The 15,948-nt window shown below is 46.4% G+C and carries 12 protein-coding genes; 9 read left to right on the top strand and 3 right to left on the bottom strand.

Translation table 11 applies throughout. The annotated features are described in order from the left end of the window. Positions 1 to 26: 26 nt before the first annotated feature. Positions 27 to 407: a RidA family protein gene (locus ACX6CI_RS17460; RefSeq protein WP_458774936.1), complete on the bottom strand. Its 381-nt coding sequence runs from the start codon at positions 405 to 407 to the stop codon at positions 27 to 29. A 22-nt stretch (positions 408 to 429) separates the two neighbouring features. Next, the gene (locus ACX6CI_RS17455) at positions 430 to 1,089 is read right to left on the bottom strand and encodes a helix-turn-helix transcriptional regulator (protein ID WP_458774935.1); all 660 of its coding nucleotides are present in this window, start codon (positions 1,087 to 1,089) and stop codon (positions 430 to 432) included. 392 nt (positions 1,090 to 1,481) lie between these two features. Between ACX6CI_RS17455 and ACX6CI_RS17450 the strand changes: the two genes are divergently transcribed. The 8 genes from ACX6CI_RS17450 (at position 1,482) to ACX6CI_RS17415 (ending at position 13,031) form a co-directional block, all read left to right on the top strand. Next, a complete protein-coding gene (locus ACX6CI_RS17450) occupies positions 1,482 to 2,918 on the top strand; it encodes a TolC family protein (protein WP_458774934.1) in 1,437 nt (478 codons plus the stop codon). Next, complete coding sequence (locus tag ACX6CI_RS17445) at positions 2,918 to 3,895, top strand: HlyD family secretion protein (RefSeq protein ID WP_458774933.1); 978 nt, start codon at positions 2,918 to 2,920, stop codon at positions 3,893 to 3,895. The genes ACX6CI_RS17450 and ACX6CI_RS17445 overlap by 1 nt, the downstream gene beginning before the upstream one ends. Continuing rightward, positions 3,892 to 5,061: an ABC transporter permease gene (locus ACX6CI_RS17440; protein WP_458774932.1), complete on the top strand. Its 1,170-nt coding sequence runs from the start codon at positions 3,892 to 3,894 to the stop codon at positions 5,059 to 5,061. Before ACX6CI_RS17445 ends, ACX6CI_RS17440 begins: the two co-directional genes overlap by 4 nt. Then, the gene (locus ACX6CI_RS17435) at positions 5,058 to 6,212 is read left to right on the top strand and encodes an ABC transporter permease (protein WP_458774931.1); all 1,155 of its coding nucleotides are present in this window, start codon (positions 5,058 to 5,060) and stop codon (positions 6,210 to 6,212) included. The genes ACX6CI_RS17440 and ACX6CI_RS17435 overlap by 4 nt, the downstream gene beginning before the upstream one ends. Positions 6,213 to 6,317: 105 nt before the next feature. Next, positions 6,318 to 6,929 carry a TetR/AcrR family transcriptional regulator gene (locus ACX6CI_RS17430; RefSeq protein WP_458774930.1) on the top strand — a complete coding sequence of 204 codons (612 nt, stop codon included), beginning with the start codon at positions 6,318 to 6,320 and terminating at the stop codon, positions 6,927 to 6,929. A 42-nt stretch (positions 6,930 to 6,971) separates the two neighbouring features. After that, a complete protein-coding gene (locus ACX6CI_RS17425; protein WP_458774929.1) occupies positions 6,972 to 8,438 on the top strand; it encodes a TolC family protein in 1,467 nt (488 codons plus the stop codon). Continuing rightward, positions 8,435 to 9,793: an efflux RND transporter periplasmic adaptor subunit gene (locus ACX6CI_RS17420; protein WP_458774928.1), complete on the top strand. Its 1,359-nt coding sequence runs from the start codon at positions 8,435 to 8,437 to the stop codon at positions 9,791 to 9,793. The genes ACX6CI_RS17425 and ACX6CI_RS17420 overlap by 4 nt, the downstream gene beginning before the upstream one ends. Before the next feature lie 127 nt (positions 9,794 to 9,920). Then, on the top strand, positions 9,921 to 13,031 hold the full coding sequence (locus ACX6CI_RS17415) for an efflux RND transporter permease subunit (protein ID WP_458774927.1): 3,111 nt from the start codon (positions 9,921 to 9,923) through the stop codon (positions 13,029 to 13,031). Between the two features lie 82 nt (positions 13,032 to 13,113). On the opposite strand, the gene ACX6CI_RS17410 is transcribed toward ACX6CI_RS17415, so the two are convergent. Beyond that, positions 13,114 to 13,893, bottom strand: coding sequence for a sirohydrochlorin cobaltochelatase (locus ACX6CI_RS17410; RefSeq protein ID WP_458774926.1), 780 nt, complete (start codon positions 13,891 to 13,893; stop codon positions 13,114 to 13,116). A gap of 401 nt (positions 13,894 to 14,294) precedes the next feature. Between ACX6CI_RS17410 and ACX6CI_RS17405 the strand changes: the two genes are divergently transcribed. Further along, on the top strand, positions 14,295 to 15,812 hold the full coding sequence (locus ACX6CI_RS17405) for a DUF3373 family protein (protein WP_458774925.1): 1,518 nt from the start codon (positions 14,295 to 14,297) through the stop codon (positions 15,810 to 15,812). Positions 15,813 to 15,948: the final 136 nt, after the last annotated feature.

Below are 15,948 nucleotides of genomic sequence, written 5' to 3'. Positions count from 1 at the left end.
CAATCTTTACTGTTTTGAAATACAGGTTAGGTCGCAAGGATAAATTCAATCTCAATATTTGAGCCTAAGGGGAGGGCAGCGACCTGCACGGTTGATCGCGCCGGAAGTGTCTCGCCAAACTGTTTAGCGTAGGCCTCGTTCATTTCAGCAAAATCGCCGAGATCCGTAAGAAATATTGTTGTCTTCACTACATTATCAAGTGTCACCCCGGCTGCCTGGGCGATAATTGATGCGTTTTCCAGAATCTGGGTAGTTTTATCCGCAATACTCCCCTCAATCATCTTACCGGTGCCTGGGTTTATTGGCAGCTGGCCAGAAATAAAAAGGCAACCGTTGGCAGATACTGCCTGAGAGTATGGGCCAAGGGCTGCTGGGGCTTTGTCTGTAGATATAATTGTGCGGTGCATTTGTTTACCTCTTGCTTTATGTTCATAAGGGTTGGGTTAATTCAGGGTTTCTCACTTTCTTCAAATAATTATAGACCGTAAATTTTGTCACCCCCATGAGGTGGGCAACTTCCTCCACTGAGCCTTTAAGCTGGAAGGTACCGCTTTCTTCAAGGTAGGTAATGAGTTGTGTTTTTTCATCTACCCCCATGGTTGCAGGGTGCTTTCCTACCTCATCCACAGCCTGGATAAAGACAGTTTCGATCGTCTCTTCAACTGAATGGCTAAAGTTTTCCTGACTGTCATGGCTTGTCTGGTCGCTGATATTGAGTAGTGGTAGTAGTGCCTGGCTTGCATTGTAAAAATCAGTGGTGTCAAAGTTTATGCAAAAGGCTGCTATCGGTTCTCCGTTACTGTCTTTAATAAAGGTGGTGGAGGATTTAACTGTTCGTCCGTCCTGGGTAATTGTCTTGTAGTTATGCATATCTTTAGGGTTTCGCCCCTCCTGCTTAAGTTTTCTGATAAGCAGGTCGGTGGCTGGTGCCCCGAGTTTTCTCTGGGTGACATTACCTCTCAGATACACGAGAGAGTTTTTTAACGATCTCAAGTCATGTATGCAGGATTCACAATTTTTCCCATATATAGCGACAACAGAAGCCGCTATTTTTTGGAGGTTTTCAAAGATCGATTGATGTTCTTTCATCTGTCTCAACTTTATTAAATTAAATAGTTTTGTGAATATGCACTAATTATAATATCAGCGAATGCTCATTATGTCAGCCAAAAAAAGTTGAAGCATTCAAAATAATTTTAATTAATTTGAAATTATTCGTCCCCTAAAAAGTTCTGACAGGATGGAATTGCCTGAATTATAAACTGATACAGCTTTCACCGTTTTGGAATATAGCATGGTAGTGATGAGGTAGGTTGAACCGGAAATACAAAGAGGTGTATTGAAAATTATCCCTTACTGCTGTTTTTCATTCTACCCTTGCTGTTTGCATATATCCTCGATATATTGGCACGCCGTATGAGAACCATACATAATGTATCCAATTTCCAATAGATAACTACGACAAGGTAGGAATTGAGTTGATGATGTTTAAACGTATTTTTATACTGTTTCTTGGTGTGAGTATGGCAGGTGTACCTCTGTCTCTCTCGGCTATGGCCCAGGAAGAAACCATGAGTTTTGCCGATGCCTGGCAGCTTGTCTCTGCAGAAAATGATACCCTGAAGGCGGCAAGAGCAGAAGTTGAGGGTGCCGACCATAAAAAGGATGCGGCAAAAGACCTCTATCTTCCTGAGATCTCCATTTCTGCCAGTTATCTCTATCTCGATGATGATGTAACACTTTCACCATCACAAATTGTAAATAGCTTGGCTGCCAGCGACATGGTTTCCTCTATTGTAGGTGGACTTGCCTCAAGTTACGGAATGTCTGCCACCATGCTTGAGAGTGCATTAACCTCAACCATTGCAGACCGGGAAACAGTGATCAGCTCTGTGAGTGCCAAGTGGCCTCTCTATACTGGTGGGCGTATAACTGCCGCCCAGGATATTGCTGCTGGTAAATATAAGGAGGCGGCTAGTAACCTGCAGTTGAAGTCCCTTGTCCAGTTTGAGACCCTGACACGTTACTACTTTGGTGCCATACTCGCACGAAGGGTCTACGAAACCAGAAAGGAAGTTGAATCCGGGTTAAAACAGCATCTTGAACACGCCGTACTGCTGGAACAGCAGGGGCAGATTGCCAAGGTTGAGCGGATGCAGTCCCAAGCATCCCACGACAAGGCGGTTGTGGAGATGAAAAAAGCTGGACGTGATCTGGAAATTGCACAGCTTGCCCTCACCAGGATGTTGAAAAAAGACAACACTGTGGTGCCGTCCGATGCACTCTTTGCAAAAGAGAATCTGCCCCTGATGGAACAGTTACTTGAAAGAACCCTCAGTGTCTATCCAGGCCTGCGACTCTTAGATTCCAAGAAGGATCAGGTCGAGGGACTTGTTGCGGTTGAAAAGGGTAAGTATTATCCCACCGTGGGAATTTTTGGTAACTATAGTCTCTATGAAGAGGAGAATCTGGCAACAGAACTTGCCCCGGACTGGATGGTAGGAGTTGGGGTATCTATCCCTATTCTTGAACGTGATGGTCGTGCAGGAAAACTCGCCGCTGCCAGATCTACAGCCAAGCAGATAGATTCTCTTAAAAATCAGGCGATGAGTGATCTGACCATTCTTCTTGAAAAAACCTATCGACAGGCCGAGCAGGCACTGGAAGAGTATAAAGGTCTTGGCTCTAGTGAACAACTGGCCGATGAGACAGTTTCCCTGCGCATCAAGGCATTTAGTCAGGGACTTTCAACCTCTCTTGATGTCGTTGATGCTGAGCTTTTTCTAGCAAGCGTAAAGTCTCAAAGGGCACTTGCTCTCTATAATCATGTTGTCGCCCTTGCAAAGCTGGTTACGGTCAGTGGAGATCTGCCAAGCTTTTTCCAATATCAAATTTCACCACTTGTAGAGGTACGCTGATGCGTATATTGAGAACTGTCGTAATTTTTGCAATTGTTGGGGCCGTTGTTGGCTGGTTGGCGTATACCTTTTGGCTTGCATATCAGCCAAAACCTGTTCGGATACAGGGGCAGATCGAGGCGCAACAGTACAATATCAGTTCAAAAATTCCTGGCCGTGTCGACGAGGTACTGGTTAAAAAAGGAGACATGGTGGAAAAAGGCCAGCTGATTTTTACCATCCAGAGCCCTGAAATTGACGCTAAACTGCTCCAGGCCCAGGCGGGGAAGGATGCAGCAGAGGCGCTTGCCGAAGAGGTGTACACCGGTGCACGAAAGGAGCAGATAGAAGCCGCCCGAGATAAGTGGCAGCAGGCTAAGGCCGCATCGGACCTGAGAGAGAAGACCTTTCAACGAATCGATAACCTCTATGCATCAGGTGTTGTGGCCGAACAGAAACGAGACGAGGCGGAAACACAGCTAAAAGCAGCCCGTTTTGCAGAAAATGGTGCACTGCAAATGTATAAGATGGCCCAGGAAGGTGCACGGGAGGAGACTAAAAAAGCGGCCACAGGAAAGGCTCGTATGGCCGCAGGGGCGGTCACTGAGGTTGAAGTGTACGCAGCCGATATGAAGATTTCCAGCTGGCACAATGGTGAAGTTACCCAGATCCTGCTTCAGAGTGGGGAGCTTGCCCCCCAGGGCTTTCCAGTTGTCACAATTATTGACATGGCCGATGCCTGGGCTGTATTCCATATCCGGGAAGACAGGCTCGCGGATTTTAAAAAGGGAGCTGAGTTTAGTGCAGTGCTCCCAGGCCTTGGCAAACAATCTTTTCGTTTCAGGGTGGATCATGTCGCTGTAATGGGAGATTTTGCCACCTGGCGCGCAACGGATGGCGATAAGGGGTTTGATATGAGAACCTTTGAGATTGAAGCGAGACCTGTGGAAACCATTGATGGTCTAAGGGCTGGAATGAGTGTTCTTCTTGAAAAATGAGTAAACCTGCTTTTTCAACAATGCTGAACAGGGAATGGCGACAGCTGTTCACGGATCCGTGGCTTGTTTCACTTATCACATGGATTCCCCTGCTCTTAGGTATTCTCCTCTGGTCAGTCTTTGCAAAGGGTCTCGCCCGTGAGTTGCCGGTGGGCTATGTGGATCTGGATCGGAGTCAGGTTTCCCGCTCTATTTTACGTAACTTTGATGCAAGTCCTTCCCTTGACCTGGTGCAGGGATATGGAGATATCTCTATTGGGTCTGCTGCTCTGCGGGCGGGTGATATCTATGCACTGATCGTGGTGCCGGGGGGGCTTGAGAAAAATACAGCCCTTGGGCTCGCTCCCGAGATTACCGCCTTTGTAAACTCACAGTTCCTGCTCATCGGTAAAATTATAAATTCTGCCCTGATCCAGGCCCAGGGGACCTTTACCGCGAAGGTTGAGGTGAAGAAGAATCTGGCCATGGGGGCGTCGGTATTTTCATCCGCCTTGTCATCAGCAATCCCCATTGGCACCCAGATTACGCCGCTTTTTAACGTAAACACCAATTATGCCCAGTTTCTTATTTCAGCAATTCTACCCGCACTGTGGCAGATTTTAATGGTGGCACTCACCGTACTGTCCTTTGCTGGTACAAAAAGACGAATAGGTTTGGAGTCATGGCTTGCGGGACAGCCATTCAAAGCTGTCATGGCCAAGTATATCCCCCTTATTGTGATTTCATGGTTCCATGGACTACTGTTTTTATGGGCCATGTATATTGCCCTTGGCTGGCCGATGCATGGGGATTGGTCAGTTCTTGTTGTGGCATTGTTTTTAACGTCTTGCGCCAGTGTTGCCGTGGCATCCCTGTTTTTTCTTGTGACCCAGGATGCGGCAAGGGGCTTGAGCCTGGCCGCAGCCTACGCAGCGCCTGGACTTGCCTTTATGGGGGTGACCTTTCCTGTCACCGACATGACCCTGCCTGCTAAAATATGGCGTAGCCTGATACCCATCAGCCATTATATTGAAATTCAATTCAGTCAGGTTAATTATGGAGCCTCACCCACTGTTGTGATTCCTCAGTTTAAGGCCCTGTGTCTATTTCTCTGCCTTTTTCTTCTCGCTTTGCTTATTGCAAAATCATTAGCAGGACCTCGAAAGGGTACCGGGGAGGTGGCATGAGCTGGTGGGACATTTTAATAAAAGAACTGGGTGCGATCTTTAAAAATCCGGCCATCCTTCTGACGGTTTTTGGAGGGGTGATTTTTTATTCCTTTCTCTATCCGCTCCCCTATGCTCAGCAGGTTCCGCGGGAGCTTGCGGTTGTTGTGGTTAATCTGGATGACAGCCAGATGAGCAGACGTCTTGAGAGGATGGTTGATGCAAGCCCACAGGTGCAGCTGAGTAGAAGAGCACATACCCTGGCAGAAGCACAGACGATCTTTGTGGAAGAGGGCCTTGCCGGGATACTACTCATTCCTGAGAACTTTTACCGGGATCTACTCCTGAACAAACGCCCGACCCTCTCCTTTGCAGGAGATGCCAGCTATTTTTTAATATATGGTACAGTCCTCGAAGGGATGGCAGCAGCAGGCCAGACCCTGGCAGCTGAAGTGAAGGTAAGCCGGATGGTGATGTCCGGGCAGTCCATGGCGCTGGCGGCTGAACAATACAGTTCCATGAGACTCAATATCATCTCCGCCTTTAATGAAACCTTAGGCTATGTTAACTATGTGATTCCTGCCATATTTATACTCATCCTCCATCAAACCCTACTAATGGGCGCTGGAATTCTTGGAGGGGGGCAGAATGAAGAACAGAGGGCTGGGGCTAAAGACTGTTACTGGCTTGAGGCGCCAGCCTGGAAGCTGTTATTGGTGAGATGCTCCATTTTTGTTGGTATCTACTGGCTTTTCTGCATGTACTATTTCGGTTTCACTTTTTCTTTTTATGGGATTCCCCATGTCGCAGACTTTGCAGAACTTAATCTGCTGATTTTCCCATTTTTGTTGAGCAGTAGTTTTTTAGGGATTTTACTCGGCTTGATCCTTCCACGGCGTGAGCTTGCAACTCTTCTTGTACTCCTGTCATCCATGCCGCTTATCTTTGCTTCAGGTTTTGTATGGCCAAGCTCTGCAGTCCCTGACAGTTTGTTGGTGGTTGTGCAGTGTATACCTGTGGTCCCTGCCATGAACGGGTTTCTTCGCTTGAATCAGATGGGTGCTGAATTCATGGATATTATCACCTGTTGGAGGCAACTCTGGTACTGTGCCGCAGGCTATGGTTTACTCTCCTTACTTCTTCTTATGCGTAAGAGGCGTCTGGCAGGATAGGCATGGTCTTGGGAGTTCCCTGATGGGGGAGTGAATTAAAAATTATTGACACATTTTTTTAAAGGTATAGAGTGCGAGTGATTACTCACTCACAAAAGGGCGGCCATGGATCTACATATTGAAGAATGGACAGTTAAAAAATTGCAAATAGTTGAAACAATCATCACAAAGGTAGCACTGCACGGGTTTGTCAATGTCTCCACCGCTAAAATTGCAAAAGAAGCCGGAGTTGGCGAGGGGACAATCTATAGACACTTTCAGTCCAAGGAGGAGTTAATAAACATCGCAGCGGAATATGCGGGTCAGTCAATTACTAAAAATATACGTAAAAACCACAATCCAGGGGCACAGGTAGAGGTGCAGTTTGCCTCATACTGTTCTGATTTTATGAAGAGTATCGAAGGCAATGAGGGCGCCCATCGGTACCTGATGCATTATATCAATACACCCCAGGGTTTGGCATATCGTAAAGCGATGTTCAGCAAAATTGATAAAGATCCGGCTCTTGCAAGGCCATTTTTTTTCCCCCTGAATATGATTTTGGCAAAGGCAAGAGAGGAAGGAAGGCTCAAGGATATGCCCTTGCAGGTCCATGGTCTTATGACCATCAGTAGTCTGGTCTTTCTGGGAAATGATGTTGCCTTAGGTCTGGTTACGCTCGATAAAGAATTAATTACTTCAATTGCTAGAGCATGTTGGGACGCTATAAAAATATAACAAATGAGTCTTTTGCTCAAATACATAGGTGGTAAAAAGATTATGATCAAAAATCTCATATGCATCCTGTTGTTCCTGACTGTTTTAACGAATGTAAAAGGAGTGGAGGCTCTTACTCTCACCCTTGAAGATGTGACGACAGCGGCTCTTAAAAATAATCTTGGTTTACAAATAGAGCGGCTTTCTCCTGAGATACAAAAGGAGAATCTGGTTGCAGAGGAGGCGGCCTTTGATACCAGTTTTGTGCTCGGAGGCTCTTCAGGTCTGCAAAACACAAAGGAAAGTCTTGGAGACGAAGAGACCGTTGATTATGGGGTTTCCACTGGGCTTGAAAAAAAGTTCCAGTATGGAACAGATGTGAGCGCAACCCTTGAATGGACTGAGAAAGAAGTTGAACAACTGGGTCTGGTATCTGAAGGTGATAATGCCGCAGTCACCCTGGTGGTCTCTCAACCTCTTCTTAAAAATAGAGGAACCGCGGTAAACCGAAGATCAATCAGTCTTGCTGAAAACGAACTGTTGGCTGCAAGTCTCAGCCTAAAGCAGACTATCATTGACACGGTTGCAGAGGCCCAAAACCTCTATTGGAACTACTATTATGCCCTCGCCTATGTGGAGGTGCAAAAAGACTCTCTCACCCTTGCACAGAGCTCCCTTGATGAGTTTGAGGAGCGAGTTCGACTTGGCAGCTCTCCAAAACTTGACCTGCTCCAGGCAAAGGCGGAGGTTGCCTCCAGGGAAGAGAGTGTTATTTCCGCAGAAAATACACTCTACAATGCCCAGGATCAGCTGCTCAACTATATTTATGGATCGATTATTACAGCAGAAAAAATTGAACCAGGTGATCCTCCAGCGCTCTATGTCGTGGAAGTGGATGAGACAGAGCTGCTTGAACAGGCCTTTTCGTACAGAACAGATTACCAGATTGCGAAAATACAACTCGCCTCTGCGGATACAGATATTACCTACTATGATAACCAGCGACTACCCCAGCTCGATTTAAGTGCAACCCTTATGGCCAATGATGGTCAGGCGGATGATGTCACAGGTTCTTATGGTTATGAGTCAGATATCTACGAAGATTATCAGTATGCTGGCCTCGAGCTTTCCCTTGAGCTACCGATAGGACGCAGGCTCGGAAATGCCAACCATGCCGCTGCAATTTTAAAAAAGCGCCAATATCTCATTGATCAGCAGAAGACGCAATCCCAGATTACGGTGGAGGTGCGTGCAGCTTTGAGGGATATGAGGGCAGCCTATAAACGGTATAACGCTGCAGCGTTGTCAAAGCAATATGCGGTAGAATCCCTTACAACAGAAGAAGAAAAGTATCGCTCAGGCTTGTCGACCAGCTATCAGGTTATGCTTTTTCAGCGAGATCTGACAGATGCAAGGGCTAAGGAAATTGACGCAATTTCTGATTATCAGACGGCAATTATTGGACTGTATCAGTCAGTGGGAACAACTTTAGAGCAGAATAATATTAAGATCCAAGAGGTCGTTCAATGAAATATGCCAAACGTTTGGTCTTCTTTGTCCCTGTGATTGTAGGGGTTCTCTTTTTCATTACCATGGTCAAGAACAAACAGGAGCCCAATCGCCCTGAGGCAAAAGAACGCAGTCGAGTCGTATCTGCCATTATGGTGGAGCCTCAGTCTGTAGTCCCACGTGTTGTGGGGTATGGCTACGTTGAGCCGACTGACTCCTGGGGAGCTATCCCGGAGGTGAGCGGTAAGGTTATTGAGATCCATCCTGAACTAAAACGGGGTGCATTTTTTTCAAAAGGTGACCTGATCCTGCGCATTGACCCGATCAGTTATGGTCTGGCTGAGACGAGGGGTGTTGCCTCGGTGATGAACGTGGATGCCCAGCTCAAAGAGCTCAAGCAGCAGGAAGAGAATACCAGGCGGCTTATTGAGATTGAAAAAGAGTCCTTGCTGCTCGCAGAAAAGGAGCTTGAACGCAAGCGAAAGCTGACTGAGAAAGGTTATATCTCTCAGTCCGATCTGGATCAGGAAGAGAAAAATGTATTAAACCAGCAGACGACACTGAAAAACCTCCTAAATACCCTGGACCTTATTCCCTCCCAGGAAACAGCACTTCTGGCTCAGAAAAACTCCGATGAGTCCAGCCTCTCAGAACTGAAACTTGATATTGAACGAACCGTCATTCGGGCCCCATTTGACTGCCGTATTTCAGAGGTGAATATTGAACTGGGCGAGTTTGCCCAGGTTGGTTCGACAGTTGTGAAAGCCATTAATATTGCTGAAATTGAAATTCCGGTTCAGCTTTCTCCCAGCGATTTTGTACATTTACTCTCCACCCCCTTTGACGTGGCTAAGATCATGGATGGAGGAGTCGATATGGACAAGGTCCGTGAAATGATAGGCTTAAAGGCTACGGTTCGTCTGCCCATGTTCCACCGTGAAGCGGTATGGGAGGGAATATTCAGGAGGACCAGTGAATCAGTGGATCTCGAAACCGGAGCTCTTACCGTCTACATCGCCGTCAAAAATCCTTACGGGAAAGTAAAACCAGGTGTGCGTCCACCCCTCGTTTCTAATCTCTATTGCGAGGTAGAGCTGCATGGTGCGCCCCATGAGGAAAAATTTGTTGTCCCCATACGATCGCTTCACGGTGGTACTGTGTATCTGGTCAATGGTGAAGGTCGCCTTGAAACACGTAGTGTGGTGGTTGATATGGTTATGGGAGACTTTGCCGTAATCGGTTCAGGCCTAGCTGCTGGGGATACGATCATTCTTACCGATCTGGTTCCAGCCATAGAGGGTATGCTTGTGCAGCCGGAACTCGATTCGGAGTTAATGGCTCTTGCAAAAAGCTATGGCAGTGGCCAACCCCGGTAAACTGGAAAATAAGCCGGGATAAGTGCCTTGTTGGTAAGATCAATTTCACGATTTTAAATAGTGTTTCTGAGTTTCTTGTTTTTAAGGCAGAAACTGAGGAGTAAGGCTCTAATAGGAAACCAGGTTGATGAATGTAAAAAACTCTCTTATTGCAACGCTTGCCGACCACCCCACAGCGGCCAATCTGCTCATGGTGCTGTTTCTCCTATTGGGCTTTTTGTCTGTGGGCGATATTCGGCGGGAGACCTTTCCTGATTTTGCTTCAACAGAAGTGTCTGTGAGTGCTGTCTATCCCGGTGCTACGGCCGAGACCGTAGAATCATCGGTCAGTGAAAGGATTGAAGAGGCGGTGGAGTCAGTCTCAAATATCTTGAAAATCACCTCAAAATCAGCAGAAGGGATGGCCACGGTAACCATTGAGATGGAAGAAGGGGCCGATGCAACGGAATTTTTAAATGATATTAAGACCGAAGTTGATGCTATCAGCGATTTCCCGAATGAAGTGGAAGACGTTATAGTTAAAAGACTCAATAAAACGGATCAGGTGCTCTCTGTTGCGGTAACAGGGCCGATGAGTGAGCCCCATTTGAAACTCTATTGCGAACAGCTTAAAGACAGGATCAAGCAGCTTTCACTGGTGTCTCAGATAGAACTTCTGGGGTTTTCAGATCACCAGATTCTTGTGGAGATACCGTACTACAATATCCAGAGGCTTGGCTTGTCGATTGCTGATATTCAATCTGCCATTACAAACCAGTCTCTTGATATGCCAGTGGGTACGATTGAGACGGTGGATACCGATTATCTGCTCCGTTTTACAGAAGAGAGAAGGACGGTCCGGGAAATCTCAAGCTTAACGGTGGTCGCCAGTCGCTTAGGGAGTGAGGTCAGACTTGGTGATATAGCAAGGATCACTGATCGTTTTGAGGATAAGGAAGATTCAATTTTCATAAACGGAAAGCGCGCTGGGCTACTTCAGATTAATAAGAATAAATCTGAAGATGCCCTTGATATAATGGATCAGGTCAATGCTTTTTTAGAACAGGAAAGAGAGGTGGCAGCACCTGGTGTCCAGTTCATTATAACCCAGAATGTCTCAGAAATTGTGCGGGACAGGCTCGATATGCTCACTGTTAATGGCGTTGAGGGTTTGCTCCTTGTCTTTCTGACTCTCTGGCTCTTTTTCAGCTTTCGCATGTCCTTCTGGGTGGCAATGGGCCTTCCTGTATCATTTTGTATGACGTTTTTCCTGATGAACCAGATCGACTTTTCCTTCAACATGCTTTCCATGGTAGGGTTGCTGATTGCTGTGGGTATCCTTATGGATGATGCCATTGTCATTGTAGAAAATGTGGCTTCAGAACTAGAGAAAGGAAAAGGAACCCTTCAGGCAACTATTGATGGTGTGGCTGGCGTTGCCGGAGGTGTCTTTTCATCATTTTTGACGACCTTATTTGTCTTTGGCGCTTTGGCTCTTAGCATGGAAGGGGATATTGGTAAGGTGCTGTATGCAATTCCCGTTGTACTGATTATGACAATTAGTGTCAGTATGGTGGAAGCCTTTGGAATTTTACCTAACCATCTGTCGCACTCCCTCGGGAGTTATAGGGCTAAACGCAAGGCGGGCTTTAGAAAGAATTTTGAAGATAAACTTTTTTGGGTTAGAGACAATATTCTAGGAAGGATCGTCGATGTCGCTGTTGCCAGGCGGTATCTTTTTCTCGGTCTTGTGGTCTGTATTTTTTTGGTATCGCTCAGCATGATCGGAGGTGGTGTGCTTAAGGTGTCACCCTTCCCGGATACCGAAGGAGATGTGCTCCAGGCCCGAATCCTGCTCCCACAGGGGACGTCATTTTCAAGAACCGAGAAGGTGGTCGAAAAAGTAGTTGATGCTATGCAGCAGCTCAATAAGGAATTTAGTGTCGAGCAGCCTGGTGGTGCCAGCCTTGTGACCAACTATTCAGTTCTCTTTAACACCAATGCCGACGCAGGTGAATCTGGCCCCCATGTGGCGACAGTCTCCCTTGATTTACTCAGTGCAGAACACCGGGTAACAACAATGGATGATATTATACGCACCTGGCGCAGTTATGTTGGTGTTATCCCGGATGTTATAAACATTGCCTATAAGGAGCCGAGTATTGGGCCTGGTGGTCTTGCCATAGAGATGCAGCTCCAGGGACAGAATCTGGACGAGCTTAAAAAGGCATCCACTAGTCTTATTGAGTGGTTGCGGGGGTATGAAGGGGTTTTTGATTTGGATGATAACCTTCGTCCTGGAAAGCCGGAGTTTAGGATTAATCTCAATGAGGGCGCACTTGCCATGGGCTTTACCTCCCAGAGTATTGCGTCCCAGTTACGAGCTGCCTTTTATGGCGCCGAGGCCAGTGAGATCCAGTACCAAGGTGAATCCTATGAAGTAATGGTTCGGCTGGCCGAAGAGGACCGACGGTTTGTTACGGCACTGTCTGGTTTTTATGTGATGAGCCCTGCCGGAAAACGGGTGCCACTCCAATCCATTGTTTCCATAGAACAGGGGAGGGGTTACGCCTCCATCGAAAGGATTAATTCACTCAGAACCGTGACTGTAACAGGCGATATTGATACAGGCCTTGCCAATGCCGCTGAGGTTGTGGATGACACTAAAGTGAAGTTTTTCCCTCAATTATTAGAAGATTTTCCCAGTGTAAGTCTGGTGCTTGAAGGTCAGGATAAAGAGACCAAAACCTCAATGGTAGGGATGGTTAAGGCTTTCTTACTTGGGATCTTTGGTGTTTTTATTATCCTCAGTTTTCAGTTCAGAAGCTATACAGAGCCCCTTGCGGTAATGGTCATTATTCCCCTTGCGCTCATCGGGGTTATCTGGGGGCATATATTCATGGGATTGACACTGACCATGCCGTCAATCATGGGGTTTATTTCACTCGCAGGAGTAGTGGTGAACGACTCAATTCTTCTTGTTAGTTTTATCCGTCAAAATATCGATAAGGGAGTCTCTGTGCAGGAGGCTGCTAAAAAGGCAAGCCGGGAACGATTCAGAGCCGTCCTTCTCACCTCCATGACAACTGTCATGGGACTCTTGCCATTGATGGCAGAGCGATCGATGCAGGCGCAGATTATGATTCCCCTTGCCTGCTCCATCGTTTTTGGCCTTATGGCAGCAACTCTACTGGTGCTACTCGTTATCCCCGCCCTGTACTCTGTACTTGGGGATATGAATTTGACAAGAAAGAGATAATGTGAAAGTTCAATCTTACTGGGCTGGCTCCAGTCTCTTTTGTGAGGCTGGAGTTTTTTTCCTTGTTATAGCCTATCCTGAATTATGAGTTGCTCTCTGCGTCCTTGATATGTTTCACCAGAAGGTCTTCAATTCCTGGCAGTAATCCTATACCACTATCCAGTACTTCAACATCCAGCCCTTTTGCTTGCAGTTGCGAACTCCATGAGTGCTGGTCGCCTGCGATAATATCCCGCCTGTAATGCATCCCGCAAATTAGAAAGAATGGGATGATAGTGACCTCAGTATACTTAGCCCCAAGCTCTTCAGCGAGTGTTGAAGAATCCGGATAGTGTTCAACTACTCCCACATGGATACTGTTCCCATATTTTTTTCGTAATATCTTTTCCAGACTGTAGTAGCCGGTCCAGCTGGGATGGGTCGTGCCATGGCCTAAAACCAGGATGGCTCGCTCAGGTCTACTGGTAATTGAGGGTTCTAAGAGTGTGGCGATGTCTTCATAATCCTCAGGTGCGGTAAGGAGCGGGAGACCAGCTTTGCAGGAAAGAGAACTGGCAGTAGTGATTTTCTGTAAGCTATGAAACTCAGTACCAGGAAACAAATGAAGAGATTGAACAATGGCTGCAGTATGCCCCTTCTGGGCGAGCATTGTAAGAACTTCTGCAGGACTCTGTATCCCATCACCTTTATCCCGGAGAGTTTTGGTGATTCTTTTGGAAGAATAGGACCAGATAATTTCTCGCTGAGGAAGGAGCTGGGTAAGTTTTTTATGTAGATGTTGGTAGGTTTCCTGGGCCTTGGTGGTGGTGCCAAAGGCGACAATGACAATGGGTAGTTTCATGGGCTGATAAGGGTCATTCATAAGTTGGGGAGCTGATAGTTTTGCGTATTATCTAAATCGTGCAATTAACAAGTTTAAATTATGAGAAAAATATCACTCATAAAAAAGTTAGTTATCAAGGTACGTGTTTCGCCTATAAGATGCTGTTGATTCGACAATAATATATTTTTCTAAAATTGTGTGGGCAAGATTTAGGTATTAATTCCTACAATACACTGCGAGTTTCTGAAAATCACCTATCAAAAGATACAAATACAGAGAAAAAATGCTCCAATTAGTTGTGTGGAAGTGCTTAAGTTTGATACACTATTGACTAGAGATGGACAGATGTAGTATTATCCTAATTAATTAAATGCTGTAATTGGTACCATTGTGTAATTGGGAGGAGTGTTGAAGTTTAATATAATCTTGGGAGGAGAGACATGAGGAAAAAACTTTCGGTACTAGCGCTCGCCGGAATGTTGGCACTACCCGCCGCAGCAGTCGCAGGGGGCGAAATAAATCCTGCTGATATGGCAAAAAAAATTGAGGAGCTTAGCAGACAACTCGAAGAATTAAAGACGGCCATGGCGGTTCAGGCAGAAAAAAGTCAGGCCCTTGAGCAGACGGTGGAGGAGCTCGACACTAACGTTGAGGACTTAGATGATCGTTCGGGTGACTGGGACCTTGCATCACGTTTTAAACTATATGGAGATTTTCGTGCACGGGGTGATCTTTATAATGCTGACTCAACCTTTGGCAGAAATATAGACAACGATACCATTCTCACCAACCGCCTTCGCTTGAATATGAGGGTTAAAGCCACTGAAAACGTCGAATTTAAAGGCCGTCTGGCCATGTATAAGACATGGGGAAATCAGTCCGCCTTCACTGATGAAAGTGGTGCCATGTGGCCGGTCTTTGACGGTAATGTGACAAGGACTCCCACTGGCAGCAGTGCGTTGTATGTTGATCGAGCCTTTGTTAACTGGAATAATATAGGTGGCTTGCCCATGTGGTTTTCCATCGGACGCAGGCCAACAACAGACGGCCCGCCTGCTCAGATAAGATTGGGAGCCGATGCAAGGCTCGCTACCCCCATGGCCTTTATGGATTGGCCGTTTGATGGTCTTTCCATGGGATATGCATGGAACTGGGGTATTGAGCCTCTGGGGTCCAGCCGAGTACGTTTCTGTTACGGCCGGGGCTTTGAGGCGGGTCTGCAGGATGATGTGGATAGTTCTTTAAATGATATGGATTTTGCTGGTTTGAGCTGGGATATCATGAAAAAAGATGACCGATTCGCTTATATCCAGAGTTTTATGGCCTTTGATGTCATAAATTATCCAAATTTCCAGGACCCAATCATCAACTCTGCCTTTGGCGATATGACTGGTTTTGGGGACAGGGATAATCTTGGTGATATCTGGCATACTGCAGCGGTCTATCAGTCTAAGCTTGCAGGTTTGAACTATTTTGTTTCTGGAGGATATTCACAGACCCAGCCCGATAGTAGCGGAATGTTTAACGATCCTTTTTCTATGACCGGGCCAAATACCGATAATGAGGACGGCTATTCCCTCTATCTTGGTGTTCGCTATGATGTTGAGCCTGCCCGGTTGAAGTTTGGAGCAGAATTTAACTACGGATCTCAGTATTGGCTCGCCATGGCTCCAGGACATGATGAAATCTATCAGTCTAAGCTTGCCACCCGTGGTCAGGTGTATGAGGTGTACACTATTTGGGACCTTCCAACAGGTGAAGCTCTCTCAAAATATGCAAAAACCTTTATCCGACTTGGCTACCAGCATTATGAGTATGACTATTCCGGTTCAGGAGACTGGAATATGGCAGCCTATGATCTAAGTGATGCCGGGGATACCGCCAAGCTGCAGATGATGGGCATGGATCCGGTTGAGAGTGCTGATCAGGTCTATTTAACCTTTGAAGCGTACTTTTAGTGCCTTACTCCTGAGAGGCTGTCATAAAAACAAGAAAATGGGAACTGCTTTCAAAGCTAATACTTAAGCATACCACCAAGGAACTTATACCCCGCAGGGGGGTACTGAACTGAGTCCCGGCTTATTTTCTGTTTTC

It is taken from the genome of Desulforhopalus glucosivorans (assembly GCF_054397165.1).
The sequence above is the reverse complement of the archived record's forward strand: the minus strand, read 5'-3'. Positions and strand labels throughout refer to the sequence as shown.

Bases quoted from the DNA above. Each gene is read 5' to 3' on its own strand.
- ACX6CI_RS17420 (WP_458774928.1), top strand. From the start codon at position 8,435: ATGAAATATGCCAAACGTTTGGTCTTCTTTGTCCCTGTGATTGTAGGG.
- ACX6CI_RS17440 (WP_458774932.1), top strand. From the start codon at position 3,892: ATGAGTAAACCTGCTTTTTCAACAATGCTGAACAGGGAATGGCGACAG.
- ACX6CI_RS17435 (WP_458774931.1), top strand. From the start codon at position 5,058: ATGAGCTGGTGGGACATTTTAATAAAAGAACTGGGTGCGATCTTTAAA.
- ACX6CI_RS17455 (WP_458774935.1), bottom strand. From the start codon at position 1,089: ATGAAAGAACATCAATCGATCTTTGAAAACCTCCAAAAAATAGCGGCT.
- ACX6CI_RS17460 (WP_458774936.1), bottom strand. From the start codon at position 407: ATGCACCGCACAATTATATCTACAGACAAAGCCCCAGCAGCCCTTGGC.
- ACX6CI_RS17430 (WP_458774930.1), top strand. From the start codon at position 6,318: ATGGATCTACATATTGAAGAATGGACAGTTAAAAAATTGCAAATAGTT.
- ACX6CI_RS17405 (WP_458774925.1), top strand. From the start codon at position 14,295: ATGAGGAAAAAACTTTCGGTACTAGCGCTCGCCGGAATGTTGGCACTA.
- ACX6CI_RS17415 (WP_458774927.1), top strand. From the start codon at position 9,921: ATGAATGTAAAAAACTCTCTTATTGCAACGCTTGCCGACCACCCCACA.
- ACX6CI_RS17445 (WP_458774933.1), top strand. From the start codon at position 2,918: ATGCGTATATTGAGAACTGTCGTAATTTTTGCAATTGTTGGGGCCGTT.
- ACX6CI_RS17425 (WP_458774929.1), top strand. From the start codon at position 6,972: ATGATCAAAAATCTCATATGCATCCTGTTGTTCCTGACTGTTTTAACG.
- ACX6CI_RS17450 (WP_458774934.1), top strand. From the start codon at position 1,482: ATGATGTTTAAACGTATTTTTATACTGTTTCTTGGTGTGAGTATGGCA.
- ACX6CI_RS17410 (WP_458774926.1), bottom strand. From the start codon at position 13,893: ATGAATGACCCTTATCAGCCCATGAAACTACCCATTGTCATTGTCGCC.